Genomic DNA, 24,877 nt, shown 5'->3' on the forward strand with positions numbered 1-24,877 from the left:
GATGAAAAAACAACATGATGAAACTGATATTCAAAAAGATACAGAGGTAAATGCAGAGGTTACTCCTAGCACAGGTGAAACAAATTCAACTGAAAATGTCACAACACCTCAAACAGATAATTCAACAACTAACCCATCAAAAAAAGAAGCAGACGTGAAAAAAGAACCACAAAAAGCTGAAAATAAAGCGGAAAGTAAAAAAGTGGAAACAGTCAAAACTACAACAGCAGCAGAAAATCATTCCCAACCACAAAAAAGTAAAGTTTCTGATAAAGAAGAAACGAAAAAATCTTCTGGTGGTAAAGGCATTGCCTTATTAGCATTATTAGTCGCATTGGGCGTTGGTGGTGCTGGTTATTATTTAGGGCAACAACAGCTCAATCAATTACAACAACAGATTGCGACTTTAGAATCTCAACAACAAGCAACTGCGCAAGCGACACCAACTGATACAGTAAGTAAAGCCGAATTTGATGCAGTGAAAAATGCGTTAGTCAATACAACAAATGAGTTGGCTGCGACTAAAACAGCGTTGGATTCATTGCAGCAAAATCGCGGAATTACGGAACAACAAATTATTGCGTTACAGTCGCAATTAAATAAAGCAGTGGCAGATAAAGCAGAAAGCCAACCAAATGAATGGTTAATGTCGGAAGCGGATTTCTTATTAAGCAATGCGCAGCGTAAATTGATCATTGATAATGATTTGAGTACGGCGATTTCGTTGTTGAAAGAAGCTGATAGTGTGCTGAATGATGTTTCTGATCCACGTGCGATTAGTGTACGTACTGCGATTGCTCAAGATTTAAAACGTCTTGCTGATGTTAATGATGTTGATCAGAATGCGATTATGCAAAAATTATCGCAATTAGCGAATGCGGTTGATGATTTGGAAGTGCTTGATCTTTCTAGTGATAATGCAACTGATGATAATGGCGAGTTATCTGATTCGATTAGTGATTGGCGTACAAATATGCAAAAATCAGCAACTTCGTTCTTGAATCACTTTATTCGTATTCAACCGCGGGATCCAGTTGAGAAAGCGTTGTTAGCGCCAAATCAAGATGTTTATTTGCGTGAAAATATCCGTTTGCGTTTACAAATTGCTCTATTGGCAGTACCACGTCAGCAAAATGAACTTTATAAGAGTTCATTAGAAGTGGTGACCTCTTGGGTAAGAAGTTATTTCAATACGGATAGTGTATTGGTACAACGTTTCTTACAACAATTAGATGATCTTTCTGAAGAGTCAATTTATGTTGATGCGCCAAATACCTTTGAAAGCTTAACTATTTTAGATGAGATTTTGCATAAACAACCACATAAGATTGAAAAAGTGGAAATGAAGGCAAATCCAACGATTTTAGAAGAGAATAAAGCAGAAGAAGCCAAAGCGAAGGAAAAAAATCCAGAAGCTGCACAACCGCAAGCGTCAGAACCAGCAAATACTTCTGAAACTAAAGATCAAGCCGAAGAGCAGCAACCAAGTGCGTCAGAAAACGCCGCTCCTGAACAACCAGCGAAAACAGAATAGTAGGAGAAAGAGCATATGTTTAGAGTATTATTCTTGATGTTAATCTTGCTGGTGGGCTTTATTGCAGGGCCGTATATTTCGGGCAAGCAAGGTTATGTTCGTATCTTAACTGACACGCTTAGCATTGAAATGAGTATTACAATGTTAGTGGTGTTCTTTGTAATTGCATTAGCTCTTGTTTATGGAATTGAGTGGGTAATTACCCGTTTCTTCCGTCTTAGTAGCGGTACCTATAATTGGTTTTCTGTGCGTAAAAGACGTAAAGCTCAACAACAAATTTTGCAAGGTTTTGTGAAAATGGATGAGGGTAATTACGCTAAAGCAGAAAAATTAATTGGTAAAAATGCTAAACATTCATCGGAACCAATTCTGAATTTTGTAAAAGCGGCAGAAGCGGCACAACAACGTGGTGATGAATTTAGCGCTAATAAATATCTGATTGAAGCAACAGAATTAGCTGGTCCAGATAATCTTATTGTGGAATTAGCGCGTACACGTATTTTATTACAGCAAAATAAATTGCCGACTGCGAGAACTGCGGTGGATAGCTTGCTTGTATTAGCACCGCAAAATGTTGAAGTATTACGTTTAGCTGTTACGATCTATCTTCGTTCGCATGCATATTCCGCATTAGATAAGTTATTACCGCAAATAGCGAAAAGTGGCTTATATACTGGAGATGGTTTTAAAGAGTTATATCACCAAGTCTTAGACGGTTTATTAGATGAAAAAATGAATGAAGAGGGTGTAGAGGGGTTACTAAATTGGTGGCCGGATCAACCTCGCTCTCGCCGTCAAGATAGTTATGTTATTGTTGGTATGATTCGTCGTTTAATTGATAGTGATGATCATCAATCAGCTTATCAGTTAGTGTTAGAGAATCTGAAACGTATTGATAGTAGTGATATGTCATCATTCTTAGCACAGGTAGCACGTTTACAAGTAAGCGACAGTGAAAAATTAGTGAAATTGTTAGAAAAAGTAAGCGATAAAACTGATGTCACAGGGCCTATTGCTTGTGGTTTTGCACGTGCCAAAGGGTATTTATTATTACGAGCTAATCAGTTTGATAAAGCACGCGAAGCCTTTGCTAAAGTGTTGGCATTTGAAGATAAATCAGTTCTTGAAGTGCAAGATTATACTGTTGCTGCCTATTTAGCAGAAAAAGCAAATGATGCTGTTGCTGCACAACAAATTCGCCAGCAATGCTTAAAAGATACGATGAAAATTGAGGATAAATCTTCTTTAGAAACCAGCGATCTTTTAAGTTTAGAGAAAAAATAATTTTGAACTTGATATAAGAGAATGGGCTGTAATTTACAGCCCGTTTTTTATCACAATTGTTATTCCCTACCCGGTAACTTCTTCCATGTTACCTCATTACGTAAATAAATTGGTTCGATCTTTGTTGCAGTGACAGACTGTTGTTTAGCATAAGCAAGTAGTGCTAATGACAACATATAACGTGCCGCTGGTAACGTAACTTGCGAAAGTTTGCCTGGAATTGAATTTAAGGCAGGATAAGCTGCCCAGCCTGTACCAGTTTTGTAATAATCATCGCTTATCCCTGTTAATTGCTGGCTTAATAATTCAGGCGCTATGACTTGTTCTGCTTGTAACAACTGCCAATCATCATATTGATTACTGTCGATTGTGACTTTTTGATGTTTAAGTTGAGCAAAGTAAACTTCATTCATTCTGGCATCAATCGCACTCAAAACGTGAGTAGCTTGTTCAGTTTCATAGGCAGCTTGCGCCATTGCGGTTAAGGTCGAAACTGGATAAATCGGTAAGTCTGCACCCAAAGCCAATCCTTGTGCGACGGAAACCCCAACACGCACTCCAGTAAAACTACCGGGGCCACGTCCTAGTACTAAACCGTCTAGTTGTGATAATTGCAAACCAGATTGCTGCAGTAACTGATCCACCATAGGTAAAATGCGTTGAGTGTGGGTGCGTTGCGCAATTTCTTCTAAATAAGTTAATTCATTACGATATAACAGGGCAACAGAACAAGCCTCAGTTGAGGTGTCTAATGCAAGTAAAGTTGGTTTCATCATTGTTTATTCCTAATTTTTTGCAAAAATTGTACCACTTTTCCAAGGTCACGAGTACGCTGTGCTGGCGGTAAACTTTTTAAAAAGAGCTGTCCATAAGGACGCATTACTAAACGAGCATCACAAATAATAATTGCGCCACGATCATTAACATCGCGAATTAAGCGCCCAACACCTTGCTTTAAGGTGATAATGGTTTCTGGCAGTTGAATATCATAGAAAGGATCACCGCCTTGTAAACGACAATCTTCCATTCTCGCTTTCAGCAAAGGTTCATCTGGTGCTGCAAAAGGCAATTTATCAATAATCACTAAGGAAAGCGCATCACCACGCACATCAACACCTTCCCAAAAACTTTGTGTGGCTACCAATACCGAATGCTTTTTACGTGTAAATTGTTGTAATAGCTGACTTTTACTGGTTTCTCCTTGCAGTAATACATTCAATTTACTATGTGTACGCAAATAATCAGCAAAACCTTTCATCATAAAATTGGAGGTACATAACAAGAAGCAATTTCCTTGATTCGCTTCAATAATTGGTAATAACATTTTTGCCAATTGTTCTAAAGTATGCTGACGATTGCTTTCTGGCAAATAACGAGGAATACACAAAAGCGCTTGTTCAGGATAATTAAATGGGCTATGTAAGATTTTTTTCTGGGCAGCCGTAATTCCTAAATCTGCAGCATAATGACTAAAATTATCACCTGAATCAAGCGTGGCAGAAGTGAAAATCCAAGCCGCCTCTTGCTTATTAATCTGCTGTTGGAATTTGTCGGCAATCGTTAAAGGCGTAATATGTAAGCTAAAGTGTTTATTAAAGGTTTCAAACCAATAACAATAACCTACTTGCTGAACCTGTTGCAGTCGGCCAGCTAGGTCTAATAGCGCTGTAATGCGTTCAATAATTTTATCGAGAGTTTCAGAACGTTTTTCACCGAAGCGGGCAGCTTCTAATAAAAATGACAGCTTTTCCTGTAATAACTGAAACGAAGCGACGACTTTTTCTTGTGAGAATAATTGGCGCAGATCACCACGTTGATTTTCTATTCCTAATAATAAGCGAAAATCTTGTACCACTTTTTGCACAATATCGGCTGCAGTGCCGAGCTGTTTCATATCTTTTAGTTCAGTACGATAAACAATTTCCGTATCGTGACAGAGTTCAAATAGTTGGCGAGAACTTAGCGTTTCCCCGAAATATTGGCAGGCAATGGTAGGTAATTGATGTGCTTCATCAAAAATAATAATTTGTGCATTAGGGATCAATTCACCAAAGCCCTCTTCCTTAATCGCCATATCGGCAAAAAAGAGATGATGATTGATAACAACGAGATCAGCATCAAGCGCTTTTTTACGTGCTTTTAAGACAAAACAATCTTTATAAAAAGGGCAGTCTGAACCTAGACAGTTTTCCGCTGTACTTACAATTTGTGGAATTAAAGCGCTATCCTCGGCAAGAGCAGTACATTCGTTTAAATCGCCACTTTTGGTTGCATTACGCCAAGATTGAAGTGCTCGAAAGTCATTTAGTAATGAACGATCACCGATAAAACCGCGCGTGTGTAATCGATCTAAACGTTCTAGACAGAGATAATTGGCGCGACCTTTTAGTAAGGCAATTTTGCCACTAAACCCCATTGCTTTAGTAATGGTGGGTAAATCACGCTGAAAAAGCTGATCTTGTAAATTTTTTGAACCAGTCGAAATGATAGCCTTTTGTTGGCTTAATAGAGCTGGAATTAAGTAAGCAAACGTTTTTCCTGTCCCTGTGCCAGCTTCAATAATTAATTGTGATTTTTGCTCAATCGTTTCTAAGACGGTATGCGCCATTTCAATTTGCTCGTTACGAGGTTGAAATTGCGTAATGGATTGGCTTAATAAGCCATCTTTAGAAAAAATTTGCTTGAGCTGTTGTTTTTTTGACATCTTTGCGGGCTATTTTTTGAACAAATTTTAATTTATCTCAAGAAAAATTAGATTTTTCAGATTATAACTTTTTTTCAAACAGTAATCGATCTATGCTAGCGCCAATATTTTTTATCATTGAGGTTAATAGAAATGACATTCTCATTATTTAATAAAATGGAGTTTATCGAACAAATTCATCCTAATATTTCGCTGCAACGTTACAACGAAATATCAATGATTGTAGTGGAACATAACACAGGCAAGGCGATTATTTCTTTACAAGGCGCACAATTATTAAGTTGGCAACCAAAATCATCAGCACAAGATCTATTATGGCTAAGCGAGGCAGAACCGTTTAAACAAGGTGTCGCAATTCGCGGCGGGATTCCTTTGTGTTACCCATGGTTTGGTGGTGCGCAACAACCAGCGCATGGTTTTGCACGTATTCGCCAATGGGTGTTAAGCGATTGGCAAGTCAGTGAACATGAAGTGAAATTAATCTTTGGCTTATATTCAGAAAACAATATTGCGATTGCGCGAGTAAGAATGTCATTTGCTGAAGATTGCCGCGTGAAATTTACCCAATTAGCGAAAGATGAAGCGCAAGTGGCGTTACATACTTATTTCAATATTGGTGATATTGAACAAACAACGATTTTTGGTTTGCCAAAACAATGTATGGATAGAGTGGCAGATGCTGTGGTTGAAGTACCTTCACCATTAACAATTAGTAAACATACTGATTATATTTATTCTGGTGAAAATCGTATTAATCATATTGAAGATAAAGCGCATAAACGTTTTATTGAAGTAGAGCATCATAATGCGAGTAATGTCGTGGTGTGGAATCCATGGACAGCGCCAACTAGTGCGATTAGCGAGAATGGTTATCGCACTATGCTTTGTGTTGAAACTGCACGTGTTGATGAGAAATTGAAACAAGGTGATTCTTTAGAAGTGCGGATTATTCAACAATAAATTGGGTTTCGCCCTTTAGGGCGAAACCTAAATCTTAATTAAGAAATAAGAGTTTAATAATATCTTTTATAAACGAATTAGATATTTTATTAATTACCAATTTTCACACACGTCATATCCAAAGAACCACCAACAAATTCACGATTAAAAATAGTTAATGGCTCATCTTGTTCACGTAATGCCAAAATATAGAGCAATGGTAAAAAGTGTTCGCCACTATTAATCGCTTTCATCACATCTTCACCTAACGCTTGATAATTGGCTAATGCTGCTAAATCGTGTTTTTCAATTAAATCTAACAACAAGTTTTGTGCATTTTTCGCCCAATCAAATCCATAATTCGGTGTATCCATATTGCACCAATCCAGTAAACGCAAATTGTGAATGAGATTACCGCTACCCAAAATCAACACACCTTTTCGGCGAAGTACTGCTAATTGTCTAGCCAACGCAATATGTGATTGCGGAGTTAAACGGTAACACAAACTCAATTGGATAACTGGAATATTGGCATCAGGGTAGAGATGCTTCATTACTGCCCAACAACCATGATCTAAGCCACGCTGTTGATCTTGTTGAAAAGGCACTAAATCTGCCAATAAATCTTGTACCGCATCAACTACTTCCTGATCTGATTTAGCCGAGTATTGCACTTGATATAACTCTTCTGGAAAACCATAAAAATCATAGATCAATTCAGGATTAGGATTACTGGTTTCCATCACATCATCAGTTTGCCAATGAGCAGAAATACAGAGAACCGCTTTTGGTTTCGGCATTTTAGCTACCGCTTCGTGCCATTTTGGTGTGAATTTATTCTCGGTAATGGCGAGCATTGGTGAACCATGACCAATAAATAACATTGGCATACGAGTAGGCATTGAAGACATTTTTTGCTCCTTAATTGAGTGGTAATTTTCAATGCCTAAATTGTATTCGGTTATAAATAGGAAAACGATATGCTTTTTATAAAAGCATTATTTCTTATTGAGAAAAGAATAGCTTATTCTTTCCAAATAATATGGTATTGACGATCATCCTCTTGGTGAGAAATTAACACTTTAGCAAAGACGTCATCCATTTCGTCATTATCATTAATTAAACCAACCCAAACTTCAGCAAATTCATCAGGGTCAATTAAAGTACCAATTTCATTTTCCCAATCATCGCTGGTTTCAACCATTTCAACGGCGCCGCGTTCTTCAAATTGTAGGTTAAATAATAGAATATCGGCAGGATCCAGATTTTCTGGCGCCATCTCCAGAAAAATATCATAAGCAATATCAATCGCTGTATCTGGATCAAGTTTCATCTCGGTGGTCATTGGTTATCTCCTTTTAACTATTTATTCTTGTATCATTTGTTGTAGCATTGGTAGCAAATCTTCTTCTAACCATTGCAGACTGACTTGCTCGTGCCGAATACTACGTTTTAATAATAAAATCATCAATTCGTCATAATAGGTTTTGTGTTCAAGACGAGTTAATTCTAGCATTAATTGTTGCATCTTATGGATTGATTGTCGGTGATCTTGCTCACGTTTCTTAACTGCGGTAAACGCCATATTCGGGTGACATTTTAGCGCCGCCAAAATACGCGAAATAAACTCATCACGCAAAATACCATGGCTAAGCGTGCTTTCAAGCAACCACTTCTTTAACTGTTGTTCACCTTCATTTGTCAATTGATACTCTTTGCGATCTGGTTTTCCTTGCTGAAATTGTAGTGAAAAAGAGATCAATCCTTGTTTTTCCAACTGATTTAGCTCGCGATAGACTTGCTGATGCGTCGCTTGCCAGATTAAGCCATAAGTTTGCGAGAATTTCTTACTAATGTCATAACCAGTTGCTGCTTGGTGTGCAAGAATGGAAAGAATTGTATGTGATAATGCCATAATCTCGTTTTATCAAAAAATTAGGGCGCTATTCTACTGGATTTAGCGAGAATTATGTACTTTAAATTGAGAATGAAATAAGAAAAGCCTTATCAATTATCTATGATAAGGCTTGTGTAGGATAAGAAATAATAATTAACCAGTGTTACGCATACCAGCAGCAATACCGGTAATGGTGATCATTAAGGCTTGTTCTAATGCCGGATCAGTTTCACCGCTACGCAAACGGTGTAAGAGTTCCACCTGTAACAAGTTTAATGGATCGGTGTAGATATTACGCAATTTAATTGACTCCGCTACCCAAGGTAAATCTGCCATCAATTGATCTTCATGTGATAATGAGAGCAAGGTTTGAATATCGGCTTTCAATTGTTCACGTAAAGATTGCCCTAATGACCATAGTTGCTGTGGCACTAAACGCTGATCGTAGTATTCTGCTAACCAGAGGTCAGTTTTACTAAAGACCATTTCAATCATACCGATTCTGGTTGAGAAGAACGGCCATGATTTACACATCTCTTCAATAGTACTGCGTTTTCCTTCTTCAAATAAGGTACGCAATGAAGCGCCAACACCAAGCCATGCCGGTAACATTAAACGGTTTTGCATCCAGGCAAAGATCCAAGGAATCGCACGTAAACTTTCCACTCCACCTTTTGGATTACGTTTCGCCGGACGAGAACCTAATGGTAAGCGAGATAACTCTTGTTCTGGTGTTGCAGCGCGGAAGTAAGGCACAAAATTTTCATTACCACGCACGACTTGACGGTAAATATCACAAGATACTTGCGATAATTCATCCATAATTTCACGCCACGCTTGTTGTGGGTTCGGTGGTGGTAATAGGTTCGCTTCCAAAATAGCGCTAGCATAGAGATCTAAGCTTTGAACTGCTACATCAGGTAAACCAAGTTTAAAGCGGATCATTTCGCCTTGCTCAGTAACACGTAAGCCATTTTTGAGTGATTTTGGTGGTTGTGAAAGCAGAGCAGCATGCGCCGGTGCACCACCACGCCCGATAGTACCACCACGACCATGGAAAAGAGTTAATTCAATATGACGTTCTTCGCACAATCGAACTAATGCTTCTTGTGCACGATATTGCGCCCAAGATGCTGCCATCATTCCGGCATCTTTGGCTGAATCGGAGTAACCGATCATAATCATTTGTTTATTGTTGATAATGCCACGATACCAACCAATGTCGAATAATTGCTGCATTACACTGTGTGAACGATCAAGATCATCTAAGGTTTCAAACAGTGGCACAACAGGAAGAGCATATTTAATACCTGCTTCTTTTAATAATAAATGTACAGCTAGCACATCTGATGCGGTACGCGCCATAGAGATAATGTAACAAGAGATGATACCTTTTGGTTGTTGTGCCACTACTTTGCAAGTATTCAAAATTTCTTTGGTTTCTTCGGATGGCTGCCAGTCTTTTGGTACTAATGGACGACGAGAACTCAATTCACGAATTAAGAAAGCTTGTTTATCCTCTTCGCTCCATTGAGCATAATCACCTAAACCAATATAACGGGTAATTTCTGCAATTGCTTGTTGATGACGAGTACTTTCTTGGCGGATATCTAAACGTGATAAGGTTACACCAAAACAACGGATACGACGCAAACAGTCGAGTAATAAACCATTAGCAATAATGCGCATACCACACGCAGATAGAGATTGGTAACAATCGAATAATGGCTGCCAGAGTTGATCGTCATCAGTGATGATGTCGCTTTCTGCAATAATTGGTGTCCGATCAGCTAATTTGTCATCAAAATAGTTGAGGGTATTGCTAAGACGGGTTCTCAATTCTTTGACAACAACACGATAAGGTTCGGCATGATCACCATATTTCGCTTTAAATTCTGCTGAACAGTCAATCATTGAAAGTTCATCTGATAACTGTTGAATATCTGTCAAAAAGAGTTCAGCAGCTTTCCAACGTGCAAGGTATAAAACCTGTTGAGTAATTTTTGCTGTTACGAACGGATTACCATCACGATCTCCGCCCATCCATGAGGAAAAACGTACAGGAGCAAGATCGACAGGTAATTGGAATTGGAAATGTTCTTCCAAATCTTCATTTAATTGACGTAGAAATTGTGGAACGGCTGACCATAAGCTATTTTCAATGACAGCAAAGCCCCATTTTGCTTCTTCAAATGGAGTGGGGCGTTGTGTGCGAATTTCATTGGTATGCCATGCTTGAGCAATTAATTGTAATAAACGGCGTTGAATTTGATGACGCTCTTTTTTAGTTAAATCGGCATTTTCTAAACGTTCTAAACAGTTATTAATTTCTACATATTTGTGTACAAGAGAACGGCGAGTTACTTCAGTTGGATGCGCTGTTAGCACTAGCTCCACCAATAATTGTTGTACTGCAGCGATAATTTGTTCCTTGGTAACGGTAGATTGTGCTTTTAGACGGGTCAAAAGTGCTGCGATAGAACGTTCTGACATCACTTCATCGGTATGATGACGAGAAATGGTTTGATACTGTTCTGCGATATTAGTTAGATTAAGAAATTGACTAAAAGCGCGTGCAACTGGAATAATATTTTCAGTAGAAATATTTTGTAATGTGTTTAGCAATTGTTGGCGTGCTTGCTCATCGCCCGCACGAGAACTTTTAGATAAAATACGAATTTTTTCAATCAGTTGTAAAATATCATTACCTTGAGCATCACTAATGGTTTCACCGAGTAGATGACCTAGCATATTGATGTTGTTACGCATTGCAGAGTATTGTTCAATCATAGACATTCCTTAAAATCACTTTCTGTGTGAGTAGATATAGCAAAAAATCAGGAGCTGCGTCAAATAGCAAATAATTTATTTAGTAAAAAAATTCATCAATTAGATAAAATTCTATTTTTTTACAAAAATTTTAGAGAATTTTTTATAAAAAAGGTTATTTTTTGTTAATAAGTTTAACTAAATGATGAATTGAGCTTATTGTGATATTGAAGTTTGTGAAGTAGAGAGAAGTAGTGAAGAAAAATGGCATTGCAAGAGAATTTTTGGCAACAAAAAACATTATTAGAGATGAATGAAGAAGAGTGGGAAGCACTGTGTGATGGTTGTGGTAAATGTTGTTATCGCAAATTTATTGAGGGTAGAGGAAAACGGGAGCGTTTATATTTTACAAGAATCGCTTGTGATTTATTAGATTTAAATACTGGACGCTGTGGTAATTACGCGGAACGTTTCAAGTTAATGCCTGATTGCACTAAACTCACTAAGAAAAATCTACCTGATTTTACGTGGTTGCCAAAAACTTGTGCTTATCGTCTATTGTATGAGGGAGAATCGTTACCTGAATGGCATCCTCTCTTAGTTGGCGATCAATCAATGATGAAAAAGCATAATATTTTTATGCGTGATGGAATTCACGAAGAAGATGTGATTGATTGGTTTGAATTTGTCGTTGAAGAGTTTTAGGACAATAAAAAGGGCGCAATCTGCGCCCTAAAATCATCATAATGCGAATTAAAGCACTTTAACAATACTTTCGCAGAGATAATCAATGTTCTGCTCAGTAATACCAGCAACATTGATACGACCTGAACGGACTGCATAAATCGCAAATTCTTCTTTTAATCGATCAACTTGTTCAGCGCTTAAACCACTAAATGAGAACATACCATTTTGTTGAATAATAAAATCAAAGTTTTGTTTTGCACCGTGTTTAGCCAATAATTCAACAAATTTTTGGCGCATTGCTTTGATTCTGCCACGCATTTCATCTAATTCAGCAATCCATTGTGCTTTTAATTGATCGTCAGCCAATACGGTAGCAACAGCGCTTGCACCATGTGCTGCCGGATTAGAATAAAGGGTACGAATAATAGTTTTCACTTGGCTAAACGCTCTGGTTGCTACTTCTTCATCTTCAGCAACTAAAGTGAAAGCGCCAACACGTTCATTGTATAAACCAAAGTTCTTAGAGTATGAGCTAGAAACTAATAACTCTTTGTGGTTGGCAGCAAAAGTACGTAAACCAACAGCATCTTCTTCTAAACCATTAGCGAAACCTTGATAAGCGAAGTCAAAGAGCGGTAACCAACCTTTCTCTGCTGACATTTTAGCTAATGTTGCCCATTGTTCTGGAGTTGGGTCGATTCCTGTTGGGTTGTGGCAGCAGCCATGAAGTAACACAACATCGCCAGCTTGCGCGTTCGCTAAATCTTCCAACATACCATCCCAATCTAAAGCATGAGTAGTTTTATCATAGTAACGATAATCGCAGATGTTCATACCGACAGCTTTAAAAATTGCATTGTGATTTGGCCAAGTTGGTGCACTAATCCAGACATTTTTCGCTGCAGTTTGACGTTTAATAAATTCTGCCGCAATACGTAAAGCGCCTGTACCACCTAAGCTTTGCGCAGTTTTTGCACGTTTGTTTTTAACGATATCGTGATCAGCGCCGAAAAGTAAAATTTGTGTTTGACGGTTAAATTCAGCTAAACCATCAATTCCAAGATAGTTTTTGGTATTTTCATTAGCAAGTAAACGTTTTTCCGCTTCTTTTACTGCTTTAACGATTGGTGTTTGCCCATTTGCATCTTTATAAACACCAATTCCTAAATTAACTTTGTTACTACGAGTTTCAGCTTTAAAAGCTTCCCCTAAACCAAGAATAGGATCTGCTGGTGCTGCTTCAATATGTTTAAACATCGGATATTCCTCTAAATTTGCTGTGTTTGAATAGGTTGTTATTTATAGCGCCAAAATAAAGGCTTTGACAAGCACTTTCTTGGCGCAGAATCACTTTATTTTGCTAATAGCTGTTGTTGTGCCCAAGCCAAACCAGATTGATAATCTTCTGGTAATAAAGGTTGTGCTTGCTGCAAAATATTGACTAATTGTTGCACATCAGGGTGTGCAATATTGATATGTCCTAGTTTTCTACCTGCACGTACTTCTTTGCCATACCAATGCAATTGTGCATACGGTAATGCTAACCAATCTGGATGATGCTCTGTACCGATAAGATTAATCATCACCGTTGGCGTACGAGCAACTAAAGCTGGCGTTGGTAAGTTTAATAATGCACGTAAATGCAATTCAAATTGGCTGATATTAGCGCCCAATTGTGTCCAGTGTCCGCTGTTATGAACACGTGGCGCTAATTCATTAATCAACAGATGTCCATCAACGACAAAACATTCCATTGCCATTACACCGACATAATCTAAATGCTGCATAATTTTACCGAGCATTTGTTCCGCTTCTTGTTGTAATGAATGAGGGGTAAGTGATGAAATGACACTGTAACGTAAAATACCTTGCTGTTGTAAATTTTGCGTAATTGGATAGAAATAAGTACGCCCGTCTGCGAAGCGTGCACCGACTAGAGATACCTCGCCATCAAACGGAATAAAGGCTTCAGCAATGGTTTCATCAAATAAATCTGCTGTAATCACATCAGTATTGCTTTGATCAACGATCCATTGACCTCGACCATCATAACCGCCAGTACGACGTTTCACGACCACTTTTGCTGCGACATCTTGCCACACTTGTTGCCATGATGTTTGTTTAGTGAGGTGTAACCAAGGTGAAGTTGCTAAGTTTAGCTCATCCAGTAATTGCTTTTGCGTTAAACGATCTGCTAAACGTGCAAAAATCTTTTGATTAATAAAATTTGGGTGAGAAGCGAGTAAATTAGTTAATGCAGTTTCTGGCCAACGTTCAATTTCAGCAGTAACAATAGCATTATCATCTAAAGTAAAAGGTTGTTGATGAAAATCGAGTGGAACAACATTGATATCTAATGGTGCGCCTGCGTAACGTAACATTCGGCCTAATTGACCACTTCCTAAAACGTAAATTGTTGGATAAAGAGAGCTTTTTTGCATAATTATGAATTAATTAAACGTGGATCAGGATTATTTAAAACATCTTCTGTTTGCTGAGTACGGAAATCACGCAAACGATTACTTAATTGGTTATCAAAAACAGCGAGGATTTGTGCTGCTAATAAACCTGCATTTGCTGCGCCTGCAGGGCCAATTGCTAATGTACCAACAGGAATACCTTTCGGCATTTGTACAATCGAATAAAGGCTATCAACACCGCTCAAGATAGAGCTTTTTACTGGCACACCTAATACTGGCACTAATGTTTTAGCTGCCAACATACCTGGTAAATGTGCTGCACCGCCTGCACCAGCAATAATAACTTTATAGCCATTTTGTTGTGCATTTTCAGCAAATTGGAATAGTTTATCTGGGGTACGATGTGCGGAAACGATTTCAACGTGATAAGGAACTTGTAATTGATCAAGAATATTAGCTGCTTCTTGCATGGTGCTCCAATCGCTTTTGGAACCCATTACAATCGCAATTTGAGGTTGAGCCATAGTAATTTCCTTTATGATAAGTTGGGGGCATAAGGATAGCATTTCTTCATTATTAGTGAAATATGATGACTATAAATTGTTGCTGGATAAATTTTGTTGGGTTATGAATGGCAACCGTTGAAAATCCTTGAAAGTAGATTGCAACTTAAGGCAGAAAACTTTATCCTAGCACACGTTTTTTGTGTTTTATGGATGGACAAGTTTATGTTACCAAAAGCTAAATATAGAAAAGATTATAAGAAACCCGATTTTACGATTAGTGATATTTTTCTTGAATTTCGCCTAGATCCAGAGCAGACAAAAGTTACAGCAAAAACGTTGGTACATAAACTTAATCCTGAAGCAACCAGTTTACGTTTAGATGGACATAGTTTCCAATTTGCTTCAATTAAATTGAATGATGCAGACTTCAGCAATTATCAACAAGATAATGAAAGTTTAACGCTAGATCTTAGCGAAATGAGTGCTGAAAAATTTGAGTTGGAAATTGTAACTCTATTATCGCCGGCACATAACACTTCTTTGCAAGGGCTTTATCAATCAGGCGATGCGCTTTGTACCCAATGTGAAGCGGAAGGTTTTCGCCAAATTACATATATGTTGGATCGTCCTGATGTGTTGGCACGCTATACCACTCGTATTATTGCCGATAAAACTAAATATCCATTCTTACTTTCTAATGGCAATCGTATTCGTCAAGGTGAATTAGACAATGGTTATCATTGGATTGAATGGCAAGATCCTTTCCCAAAACCAAGCTATTTATTTGCCCTCGTTGCCGGTGATTTTGATGTATTGCGCGATACTTTTATGACCAAAAGTGGTAGAGAAGTCGCATTAGAATTATATGTCGATAAAGGCAATTTAGATCGTGCTGATTGGGCAATGGCGAGTTTGAAAAAATCAATGAAGTGGGATGAAGAACGCTTCGATCTCGAATACGATCTTGATATTTATATGATTGTTGCAGTTGATTTCTTCAATATGGGTGCGATGGAAAACAAAGGATTGAATATTTTCAATTCAAAATTTGTTTTAGCAAATCCACAAACTGCCACAGATAATGATTATCTTGATGTCGAACGAGTTATTGCGCATGAATATTTTCATAACTGGACAGGAAATCGGGTTACTTGCCGAGATTGGTTCCAATTAAGTTTAAAAGAGGGCTTGACTGTATTCCGCGATCAAGAGTTTTCTTCTGATACTGGTTCACGTAATGTTAATCGTATCAATAATGTGAAATTTTTGCGTGCCGTACAATTTGCGGAAGATGCTAGCCCAATGGCACATCCAATCCGTCCAGAAAAAGTGATTGAGATGAATAACTTCTATACCGTTACTGTCTATGAAAAAGGTGCGGAAGTGATTCGAATGATCCATACCTTATTAGGTGAAGAAAAATTCCAAGCAGGTATGAAGCTTTATATTGCGGAAAATGATGGTACCGCAGCGACTTGTGAAGACTTTGTGTCAGCAATGGAACGCGCTTCTGGTGTGGATTTAACTCAATTCCGCCGTTGGTACAGTCAGTCAGGTACACCGGAATTGACGGTTAGTGATGAATATGATGCTAATACTTTAACTTATCGTTTGCATGTTGCTCAAATGACGCCATCCACTATGGATCAAATGGACAAAGTGAATTTACATATTCCATTGCGCATTGCGTTATATGATGCTGCTGGTGAGCGTCAACCGTTAAAAGTGAGAGGTGAAGAGTTAGCGAGTGATGTATTAAATGTGACTCAATATGAGCAAACTTTTGAATTTTCTCCAGTGTATAAACAACCAGTACCTGCACTATTATGTGAATTTTCGGCACCGGTAAAATTAGATTTCCCATATACCAATGCGCAGTTAATTACATTAATGAAGTTTGCAGAAAATGGTTTTGTACGTTGGGATGCGGCGCAAATGTTATTTGCTAATGAATTGCGTCAAAACTTGCAACGTTATCAACAAAACCAAGAATTGCAATTATCGGCAGAATTGATCCAAGCGTTGCAGTATTTAGTTGAAAATTATCAACAAGATATTGAAGTAACAACCCTAATCTTGACCTTGCCAAAAGAGACTGAGTTCGCGGAATTATTTAAAACGATTGATCCTGTTGGTATTCGTGTGGTGCGTAGTTTTATGCAGAAAACCATTGCCAATACCTTAAAAGATGCGTTTTTGCGTTTATACAACCATACGCAAACGGAAACCTATCAAATTGATCAACAAAGTATTGCACTACGTAGTTTTAATAATGTTTGCTTGAGTTATTTAGCCTTTACCGATTTTGGCAATACCTTAGTTGCGAAACATTATACTCATGCTAACAATATGACCGATACATTGGCAGCTTTAGCATTAGCGGTGCAAGCACAACTACCTTGTCGTGATGAATTATTGGCTGATTTTGAACATAAATGGCAGCACGATGGCTTAGTAATGGATAAATGGTTTGCTATTCAAGCAACTCGTCCAGATGAAAATGTGTTAGAAATTGTGACACATTTAATGGATCATCCAAGTTTTAACTTTAATAATCCGAACCGTTTACGTGCATTAGTCGGTAGCTTCTGTTCACAAAACTTGAATGCATTCCATATGATTGATGGTTCTGGCTATCGTTTCTTAGTAGATATTTTGATCCGTTTAAATAGCTCAAATCCACAAATTGCAGCACGCTTAGTCGAACCATTAATTCGTTTTGCACGTTATGATAATCAGCGTCAAACGCTGATGAAACGTGGTTTAGAACGTTTAAGAGATGTAGAAAATCTTTCTAAAGATTTGTTTGAAAAGATTGAGAAAGCATTACAGTAAAGTGAGAAAGAGATACCGATTGGTATCTCTTTTTTATCAGGGTTTATAATTAACATTACAGTAAAATTATCCAGAGAGGTAAACGAGTATGTATCCTTTAATTCGCAAAGCGTTGTTTTCCCTTGAAGCAGAAACGGCGCATGAATTAACGATAAAATTATTAGGTGCTGTTGGTCGAAGTCCAGCAAAATGCTTAGTAGAAAAGATGTTGGCTGTTGCTGGTACACCAAAGCAATGTATGGGCATTACTTTTAAAAATCCGATTGGCCTAGCGGCTGGTGCTGATAAAAATGCAGAAGCAGTTGATGGCTTTGGCGCTTTAGGTTTTGGTTTTATTGAGGTTGGTACAGTGACACCATTGCCGCAACCGGGTAATCCTAAGCCGCGTCAATTTCGTCTAATTTCAGCTGAAGGCATTATTAACCGTAATGGTTTTAATAATGATGGCGTGGACAAAGTTATCGAAAATATTAAAAAATCACGTTATGACGGTACCTTAGGTATTAATATTGGTAAGAATACCTTTACTCCAGTAGAGAAAGGGAAAGAGGATTACTTAGTCTGTTTGGAAAAGGTTTACCCTTATGCGGATTACATTACCGTCAATATTTCCTCACCTAATTCACCTGGCTTACGACAATTACAGTATGGTGAATTATTGGAAGATTTATTAGCTGGAATTAAAGCAAAACAACGAGTTTTAGCTGAACAGCAGCAGAAATATGTTCCGATTGCATTAAAAATTGCTCCTGATTTAACAGAAGCTGAATTAGTAGCTATTGCTGATAGTTTGCGCCGCCATCAATTTGATGGAGTGATTGCGACTAATACCACTTTATCTCGTGACAATGTCACTGGATTAACCAATGCAGAGCAGCAAGGTGGTTTAAGTGGTAAACCATTACAGGATTTAAGCACAAAAATTATTGCACGTTTATATCAAGAGTTAAAAGGTGAGATTCCGATTATTGGCAGTGGTGGCATTGATAGTGTAGCTAATGCTGAACAAAAAATGGCAGCAGGGGCAGAGCTATTACAACTCTATTCTGGGCTGATTTATCATGGACCAAAATTGGTACAGGAATTAGTGCGTCATATTCGTTAATACTTGAAGAAAGCAGCATATCTGCTGCTTCTTTACTGCATTAACTAAACAAAATCGGCACCACAAAAATCGTTGCCAACATAACTAAAATCGTAAATGGCACCCCGACTTTTAAGAAATCGGTAAATTTATAACCACCCGGACCAAGCACCATCGTATTGACTGGTGATGCTACTGGCGTCATAAATGCTGCAGAGGCGGAAATAGCTATGGTGATAACAAATGGCACTGGCGAAGTATCCAATTTCATTGCCATAGCGACAGCAATTGGCGCCATCAAAATAGCAGTTGCAGTATTAGAAATAAAAGAACTAATAATTGCACACAGAATAAATAAACTGGCCAAAATGGCGTGAATACCCCAACCACCTACTAATTGCAACAACGCATCAACGGCAAGATTGATCCCGCCTGTTTTAGTTAAGGCTGTGGCAAATGGCATCATTCCTACAATTAAAATCAGACTTGGCCAATGGATAGCGTTGTAAGCGCTTTTGGCATCAATACAGCGGAATTTGGCAAGCAAAATACAGGTGATCAACGCGGCTACCACATTGGATACTACGCCTGAAACCATCAATCCTACCATAATGGCAACAGCAAACAGAGAGTGTGGGGCTTGACTTAGCGCTGGAGCAACATGTTCGATCTCGGCTGGAGAATTAAGTAAAAAGAAATCTTGATTTTTACTTTGTAATGCTTGAATTTGTTTCCATTCACCAATCACTACATACTGATCGCCGACAGTAAATTCAATTTCGGCAAGATCGGTTTGTAGCAGTTGATGTCCGCGTTTAACACCAGCAATAATTAAGCCATATTTATCTTGGAAACGTACTTCACGCACTGTTTTTCCTAATAACGCACTTTCGGGGATTGGCGAAATTTCCGCCATACCCACGCTTTTTGCCTTGTCACTAACATATTGCCCACGAACTTCAATAGGTTTTAAATGATGCTGTTGGCAAAAATCCAGCCAATCCAATTCAGTATTAGTAACATCAAACAGCAAAATATCTTTTGCTCTTAATTCAGTTAAGGCTGATGGCGTTACTACAATTCGTCTAACACGACGCCAACGTTCAATTGCAATTACTAAAATATTGTAGCGTGAGTGTAGATGTAGTTCATCCAATGTTTTGCCAATAAAGGGCGAATCTGGCAGTACAATCACTTGACGTGATCGGGTAGATAATTGATAGCTCTCAATCAAGTCATTCATTGAAGTGCGATTATAATTCTGTTTTAAATCTTCTGGATCGCCGCTATCTAATAAATGGCGAGCCACTAATAAATAGAGGATACCAAGAATTAGGATCATCACTCCGATTGGGGTAAAAGAGAAAAAGTTTAATGCTGGCCAGCCTGCTTTAATTAATTCTGCGTTAGCAATAAGATTAGGCGGTGTAGCAATTAATGTCATCATACCGCTGATTAGCCCAGCAATACTAAGTGGCATCATTAAGCGTTTTGGTGAAATGTGCATACTGCGGCAAATTGCTAAAACCACAGGAATAAAGATTGCCACAATACCAGTCGAACTCATAAAGGCGCCTAAACCACAAACAGCGAGCATTAATAAAATTAAGACTTTGATTTCATTATTATTGGCGATACGCAACAACCAATCGCTGACTTGATAAGCAATTCCTGTACGCAATAATGCGTCACCAACAACAAATAACAAAGCGATTAATACAACATTGGGATCACTGAAACCAGCGAGAATTTCAGGAACGGTTAGAATACCGCTTAAGCTGAATGCAACTAGCACTAATAAAGCGACAACATCCATTCTGATTTTATTAGAAATAAAGAGCCAAATTGCTGAGATTAATAATAAAAGAACCACAATTAATTGAGGATTAATTTGCGGTGGCAGCCATTCCGCGAAAGACACCATAATGCTCCAAAATAAGTAAAGAAATATAAATTTAATCCTAACACAAAATAGGTAAAACAGCGGATTTTCAACGGCGAAATCGTAGAAATTTTTACTGGTAAATTGAAATAATGAAAAAAATAAGATTTTTTAATTAAAAATTACAAAAAAAGTCACTTTTTCATCACATTATCTTATTTTTTAGCATATAATCAGACAGTTAGAAATTCTTAATTATATTTTGAGGTAATGGTTCAATATGTCGTTCAATAATATGTGTAAATGGCAATATGATGCAGTACGAGATCGTCTTACTGCGTTGCTGCCTAACTATACAATTGTTGAAACAACATTATCAAAACAAGTCCTAAATGGTGACGGTTTAACGACTAGTAATTTTGCCTTAGCTGATCTTGATAAAGTAGCGCAGTTTCTGGATATCTTAGAACCATTACAATTCCCAGAAGAGATTAATCAACGTTTAGCTTATAGTGCGATTGCTTGTGAACATTTTTTATTGCCAAAACAGCCGCAAAATTGGTTTTTCACCTTGTTAGAGGGTAAACAAACAGTCGCTGAACCAAGTTTGGCACGTTGTTTTGTTAATGCGACCCAATCATGGGCAACGTTGTTAGTAGCTTATCTTGAAGGCAATATTGCTAATGTCATTGTGTTGGAACAACAGTTGGCATTGCCGCAAACAACACTCTATTTTGGTGATCCTTTCCGTATCAATCTTAATCGCTTAGAACCATTAATGATTGAAGTTGAAGCACCAGCAATGATGTTTAAACAATACGCTTAAATTAGATCATAATCATAATGCAATTTAAATTATCGCAACTTTCTCCTAAAAAACTGGATTTACATACTCATAGCAGCGCTTCTGATGGTGTATTAACGCCAACAGAGTTAATTTTACGTGCGAAAGAACAGCAAATAGATGTATTGGCATTAACAGATCATGACACTGTTGATGGTATCGCCGAAGCAAGAAGTGCAGCGCAACAGCAACAAATTACCTTAATTAGTGGTGTCGAAATCTCAACGTTATGGAATGGTAAAACAATTCATATTGTCGGTTTAGATTTTGATGAAACTCATCCAGCAATGACGGCATTACTTGCAGAACAGGCTAGATTACGTCATGCACGTGCAGTAGAAATTGGCGAAAAATTCAAAAAATTTGGCTTGGAGAATGCTTTTGCAGAAGCACAAGCATTAACGACAGGAGAGGTTACACGAGCACACTATGCACGCTATTTGGTAAATATTGGTTTAGTGAGTAATGAAGGGCAAGCTTTTAAACGTTATTTATCGCAAGGCAAACCTTGTCATGTAAAAGCCAATTGGTGTGATATTCCGACTGCAATTGATGTAATTCATCAAGCTGGTGGTGTAGCAGCGGTGGCGCATCCAATGCGTTATCAAATGACTAACAATAAGATCCATACTTTAATTAAAGATTTTCAGCAATGGCAAGGTGACGCCGTTGAGATTGCTGGTGGTATCGATCACAATCAACAAAAAATGTTGATTAAATGGTTGGAAGAATTAAATTTATTAGCGTCCGTCGGCTCTGATTTCCATTATCCTTGTGGTTGGATTGAATTAGGAAAAAATTTGACAATTCCAACAACAGTAAAAGCGGTCTGGCAACAATCTATTTAAATCTTTCACTTATTCTGTACTGAAATGCGTTATATAATAAGCGTGTTTTGTTGTAATCACAGAAGGAGAGTGTTATGAGTCAGTTCTTCTATATTCATCCCGATAACCCGCAACAACGTTTGATTAATCAAGCAGTTGAGATTTTGCGTGATGGTGGTGTTATTGTTTATCCAACAGATTCAGGATATGCCTTGGGATGTATGATTGGTGATAAACACGCAATGGATCGCATTATCCGCATTCGCCACTTGCCGGAAGGGCATAATTTTACATTGGTATGCAGTGATTTATCAGAATTATCGAATTATTCATTGGTAACAAATAACGTATATCGTTTAATCAAGAATAATACACCGGGTCGTTATACCTTTATTTTAACGGCAACCAAAGAGTTACCAAGACGTTTGATGACGTCAAAACGAAAAACAATTGGTATTCGAGTACCAGATAATAATATTGCGCTGGCATTATTAAATACCTTGGGTGAACCGATTTTATCTTGTTCATTAATGTTGCCGGGAGAAGAGTATTTCACTTTGTCTGATCCAGAAGAGATTCGCAATTTATTAGAAAACCAAGTTGATTTGATTATTCATGGCGGTTATTTAGGTCAAGATCCTACTACGGTTGTGGATTTGACAGTAGAACCGCCAGTGATTTTGCGTGAGGGCAGTGGTAGTACCACACCTTTTATTTAATTATGTTTGAATAAAGACGTCTGAGAAGACGACAAGAGGATTTATGCAATTAGCAAAAACAAATAAACCAGAAAAACCAGCAAAAATAGTCGGTGAAAAATTACAAAAAGTATTAGCACGAACTGGATTAGGTTCTCGCCGCGAAATTGAAACCATTATTGCGGCAGGACGTGTCAGCGTAAATGGGGTGATTGCGACCTTAGGCGAGCGTGTCGAAGTTAAGACCGATACTAAAATTCGTGTTGATGGTCAGTTGGTTTCTCTTAATTCAGTACGCAAAGAAGTTTGTCGTGTCTTAATGTATTACAAACCTGAAGGGGAATTATGTACACGCCATGATCCCGAAGGGCGAGCAACTGTATTTGAGCGTTTACCAAAAATTAGTAATGGGCGCTGGATTGCGGTAGGGCGTTTAGATATTAATACCTCCGGACTATTACTTTTTACTACCGATGGTGAATTAGCGAACCGTTTAATGCACCCAAGTAAAGAGGTAGAACGTGAGTATTCGGTGCGGGTATTTGGTGAAGTAACGGAAAAAATGCTAATGCAGCTCAAAAAAGGCGTACAATTGGAAGACGGTCCAGCGAATTTCAAAAGCATTTCACCACAAGGTGGTCAAGGTATGAACCAATGGTTTGCGGTGACTTTGACTGAAGGACGTAATCGAGAAGTGCGTCGCCTATGGGAATCACAAGGTATTCAAGTCAGTCGTTTGATTCGTACTCGTTATGGCAATATTGAATTAATGCGTGGCTTACCGAGAGGTGGTTGGGAAGAGTTGCCTTTAGATAAGGTAAACTATTTACGTCAATTAGTTGGCTTACCATTAGAAACTGAAACGAAACTTGATGTGAAAAATCCACGCAAATTTAAGTCTAATCAGATCCGCAAAGCGGTAAAACAACACTCGTTGAGAAAACGTTATCAACAACGCTAAATAATAGATATAACTAAGAGAGGGAAGCAATGAAGTTACAACAACTGCGTTATATTGTTGAGATTGCAAATCACAATTTAAATATTACTGATGCGGCAAAGTCGCTTTATACTTCCCAACCCGGTATTAGTAAACAAGTTAAATTGCTAGAAGATGAATTAGGCTTACCGATTTTTGAACGTAATGGTAAACATATTCAATGTTTAACGCCGACAGGGGAAAAAATTATTGCGATTGCTCGTGAATTGCTGGTTAAAGAACAGAGTATCAAAGCGATTGCGGACGAGCATAAAAAACCTGATGTAGGTACGTTACGTATTGCAACGACGAATACACAAGCACGTTATAAATTGCCTGATGTCGTGAAACAATTTGTGAAACGTTATCCGGATGTTAGCTTGCATATTCATCAAGGTTCACCGCAACAAATCTATGAGTTGTTATTATCAGGTGAAATTGATTTAGCGATTATTACTGAAGCGCAATATCTTTTTGAAGATGCGATTTTGTTGCCATGCTATATGTGGAACCGTTCGGTGATCGTGAAAAAAGATCATCCATTAGCGCAAATTGAAGAATTAACTATTGAAGAGTTAGGCAAATATCCGCTAGTGACTTATATCTTTGGCTTTACTGGACGTTCTGATTTAGATTATGCCTTTAGTCGAGAAGGCATTTTGCCTAATACTGTCTTTACGGCGACAGATGCGGATGTCATCAAAACGTATGTCAGACTAGGGCTTGGTGTAGGGATAATGGCTTCAATGGCTTATACCGAAAGTGATACAGATTTAGTGGCGATTGATGCAAGCCATCTATTTAAAGCGAGTATGACGCAAATTGCCTTTAAAAAAGGTTCATTTTTACGCCGTTATACATATGACTTTATTCATTTATTTGCACCACATTTATCACGCTCACAAGTAGAGAAAGCAGAGCAGATTCGTGATAATAATGAAATTCGTAAGATGTTTGATGATGTCGATTTAGATTATCTCTAACGTAC

At 38.0% G+C, this 24,877-nt stretch carries 21 protein-coding genes; 11 read left to right on the plus strand and 10 right to left on the minus strand.

Annotation, left to right across the window (positions count from 1 at the left end; genetic code table 11):
• Nucleotide 1 precedes the first annotated feature (1 nt).
• Nucleotides 2-1,534, plus strand: coding sequence for a uroporphyrinogen-III C-methyltransferase (locus tag QS62_RS02485; protein ID WP_066105427.1), 1,533 nt, complete (start codon nt 2-4; stop codon nt 1,532-1,534).
• Between the two features lie 15 nt (nt 1,535-1,549).
• Nucleotides 1,550-2,818, plus strand: a complete 1,269-nt coding sequence (locus QS62_RS02490) for a heme biosynthesis protein HemY (protein ID WP_066105429.1) — start codon at nt 1,550-1,552, stop codon at nt 2,816-2,818.
• Between the two features lie 59 nt (nt 2,819-2,877).
• Here the strand turns inward: QS62_RS02490 and tsaB are convergent, their stop codons facing one another.
• Nucleotides 2,878-3,594, minus strand: a complete 717-nt coding sequence (tsaB, locus tag QS62_RS02495) for a tRNA (adenosine(37)-N6)-threonylcarbamoyltransferase complex dimerization subunit type 1 TsaB (protein WP_066105433.1) — start codon at nt 3,592-3,594, stop codon at nt 2,878-2,880.
• Nucleotides 3,591-5,522 carry an ATP-dependent DNA helicase gene (locus QS62_RS02500; protein ID WP_066105437.1) on the minus strand — a complete coding sequence of 644 codons (1,932 nt, stop codon included), beginning with the start codon at nt 5,520-5,522 and terminating at the stop codon, nt 3,591-3,593. The genes tsaB and QS62_RS02500 overlap by 4 nt, the downstream gene beginning before the upstream one ends.
• 132 nt (nt 5,523-5,654) lie before the next feature.
• Here QS62_RS02500 and QS62_RS02505 point away from each other — a divergent pair, with 132 nt between their 5' ends.
• Entirely contained in the window at nt 5,655-6,482 is an 828-nt protein-coding gene (locus QS62_RS02505) for a D-hexose-6-phosphate mutarotase (protein WP_066105439.1), read from the plus strand.
• An 89-nt stretch (nt 6,483-6,571) separates the two neighbouring features.
• Here the strand turns inward: QS62_RS02505 and QS62_RS02510 are convergent, their stop codons facing one another.
• The 4 genes from QS62_RS02510 to ppc all read right to left on the minus strand — a co-directional run bounded on the left by QS62_RS02510 (nt 6,572) and on the right by ppc (nt 11,148).
• Nucleotides 6,572-7,372 carry a dioxygenase family protein gene (locus QS62_RS02510; RefSeq protein WP_082966114.1) on the minus strand — a complete coding sequence of 267 codons (801 nt, stop codon included), beginning with the start codon at nt 7,370-7,372 and terminating at the stop codon, nt 6,572-6,574.
• A 113-nt stretch (nt 7,373-7,485) separates the two neighbouring features.
• On the minus strand, nt 7,486-7,806 hold the full coding sequence (locus QS62_RS02515) for an HI1450 family dsDNA-mimic protein (protein ID WP_066105442.1): 321 nt from the start codon (nt 7,804-7,806) through the stop codon (nt 7,486-7,488).
• A 21-nt stretch (nt 7,807-7,827) separates the two neighbouring features.
• Complete coding sequence (locus QS62_RS02520; RefSeq protein ID WP_066105447.1) at nt 7,828-8,376, minus strand: PadR family transcriptional regulator; 549 nt, start codon at nt 8,374-8,376, stop codon at nt 7,828-7,830.
• A gap of 135 nt (nt 8,377-8,511) precedes the next feature.
• Nucleotides 8,512-11,148, minus strand: a complete 2,637-nt coding sequence (ppc, locus tag QS62_RS02525; protein ID WP_066105450.1) for a phosphoenolpyruvate carboxylase — start codon at nt 11,146-11,148, stop codon at nt 8,512-8,514.
• Between the two features lie 243 nt (nt 11,149-11,391).
• Between ppc and QS62_RS02530 the strand changes: the two genes are divergently transcribed.
• Nucleotides 11,392-11,832, plus strand: coding sequence for a YcgN family cysteine cluster protein (locus QS62_RS02530; RefSeq protein ID WP_066105453.1), 441 nt, complete (start codon nt 11,392-11,394; stop codon nt 11,830-11,832).
• A 48-nt stretch (nt 11,833-11,880) separates the two neighbouring features.
• Here the strand turns inward: QS62_RS02530 and QS62_RS02535 are convergent, their stop codons facing one another.
• The 3 genes from QS62_RS02535 to purE all read right to left on the minus strand — a co-directional run bounded on the left by QS62_RS02535 (nt 11,881) and on the right by purE (nt 14,758).
• Entirely contained in the window at nt 11,881-13,071 is a 1,191-nt protein-coding gene (locus QS62_RS02535; RefSeq protein WP_066105456.1) for an amino acid aminotransferase, read from the minus strand.
• 95 nt (nt 13,072-13,166) lie between these two features.
• Entirely contained in the window at nt 13,167-14,255 is a 1,089-nt protein-coding gene (gene purK, locus QS62_RS02540) for a 5-(carboxyamino)imidazole ribonucleotide synthase (RefSeq protein ID WP_066105459.1), read from the minus strand.
• Between the two features lie 2 nt (nt 14,256-14,257).
• Entirely contained in the window at nt 14,258-14,758 is a 501-nt protein-coding gene (purE, locus tag QS62_RS02545) for a 5-(carboxyamino)imidazole ribonucleotide mutase (RefSeq protein WP_066105463.1), read from the minus strand.
• 204 nt (nt 14,759-14,962) lie between these two features.
• On the opposite strand from purE, the gene pepN reads away from it, so the two are divergent.
• A complete protein-coding gene (pepN, locus tag QS62_RS02550) occupies nt 14,963-17,575 on the plus strand; it encodes an aminopeptidase N (protein WP_066105466.1) in 2,613 nt (870 codons plus the stop codon).
• Nucleotides 17,576-17,663: 88 nt separating this feature from the next.
• Nucleotides 17,664-18,680, plus strand: coding sequence for a quinone-dependent dihydroorotate dehydrogenase (gene pyrD, locus QS62_RS02555; RefSeq protein WP_066105469.1), 1,017 nt, complete (start codon nt 17,664-17,666; stop codon nt 18,678-18,680).
• Between the two features lie 40 nt (nt 18,681-18,720).
• Here the strand turns inward: pyrD and QS62_RS02560 are convergent, their stop codons facing one another.
• A complete protein-coding gene (locus QS62_RS02560; protein ID WP_066105472.1) occupies nt 18,721-20,583 on the minus strand; it encodes an SLC13 family permease in 1,863 nt (620 codons plus the stop codon).
• 238 nt (nt 20,584-20,821) lie between these two features.
• Between QS62_RS02560 and QS62_RS02565 the strand changes: the two genes are divergently transcribed.
• From QS62_RS02565 to cysB, 5 genes are all read left to right on the plus strand, one after another.
• Nucleotides 20,822-21,367, plus strand: coding sequence for a cell division protein ZapC domain-containing protein (locus QS62_RS02565; RefSeq protein WP_066105474.1), 546 nt, complete (start codon nt 20,822-20,824; stop codon nt 21,365-21,367).
• A 17-nt stretch (nt 21,368-21,384) separates the two neighbouring features.
• Entirely contained in the window at nt 21,385-22,233 is an 849-nt protein-coding gene (locus tag QS62_RS02570) for a PHP domain-containing protein (protein WP_066105477.1), read from the plus strand.
• Between the two features lie 74 nt (nt 22,234-22,307).
• Nucleotides 22,308-22,931, plus strand: a complete 624-nt coding sequence (locus tag QS62_RS02575; protein ID WP_066105479.1) for an L-threonylcarbamoyladenylate synthase — start codon at nt 22,308-22,310, stop codon at nt 22,929-22,931.
• Between the two features lie 43 nt (nt 22,932-22,974).
• A complete protein-coding gene (rluB, locus tag QS62_RS02580) occupies nt 22,975-23,871 on the plus strand; it encodes a 23S rRNA pseudouridine(2605) synthase RluB (RefSeq protein ID WP_066105482.1) in 897 nt (298 codons plus the stop codon).
• Nucleotides 23,872-23,900: 29 nt separating this feature from the next.
• Nucleotides 23,901-24,872 carry an HTH-type transcriptional regulator CysB gene (gene cysB, locus QS62_RS02585; protein WP_066105484.1) on the plus strand — a complete coding sequence of 324 codons (972 nt, stop codon included), beginning with the start codon at nt 23,901-23,903 and terminating at the stop codon, nt 24,870-24,872.
• Nucleotides 24,873-24,877 lie beyond the last annotated feature (5 nt).

The organism is Gallibacterium salpingitidis (genome assembly GCF_001678495.1).
GTDB lineage: Bacteria > Pseudomonadota > Gammaproteobacteria > Enterobacterales > Pasteurellaceae > Gallibacterium > Gallibacterium salpingitidis.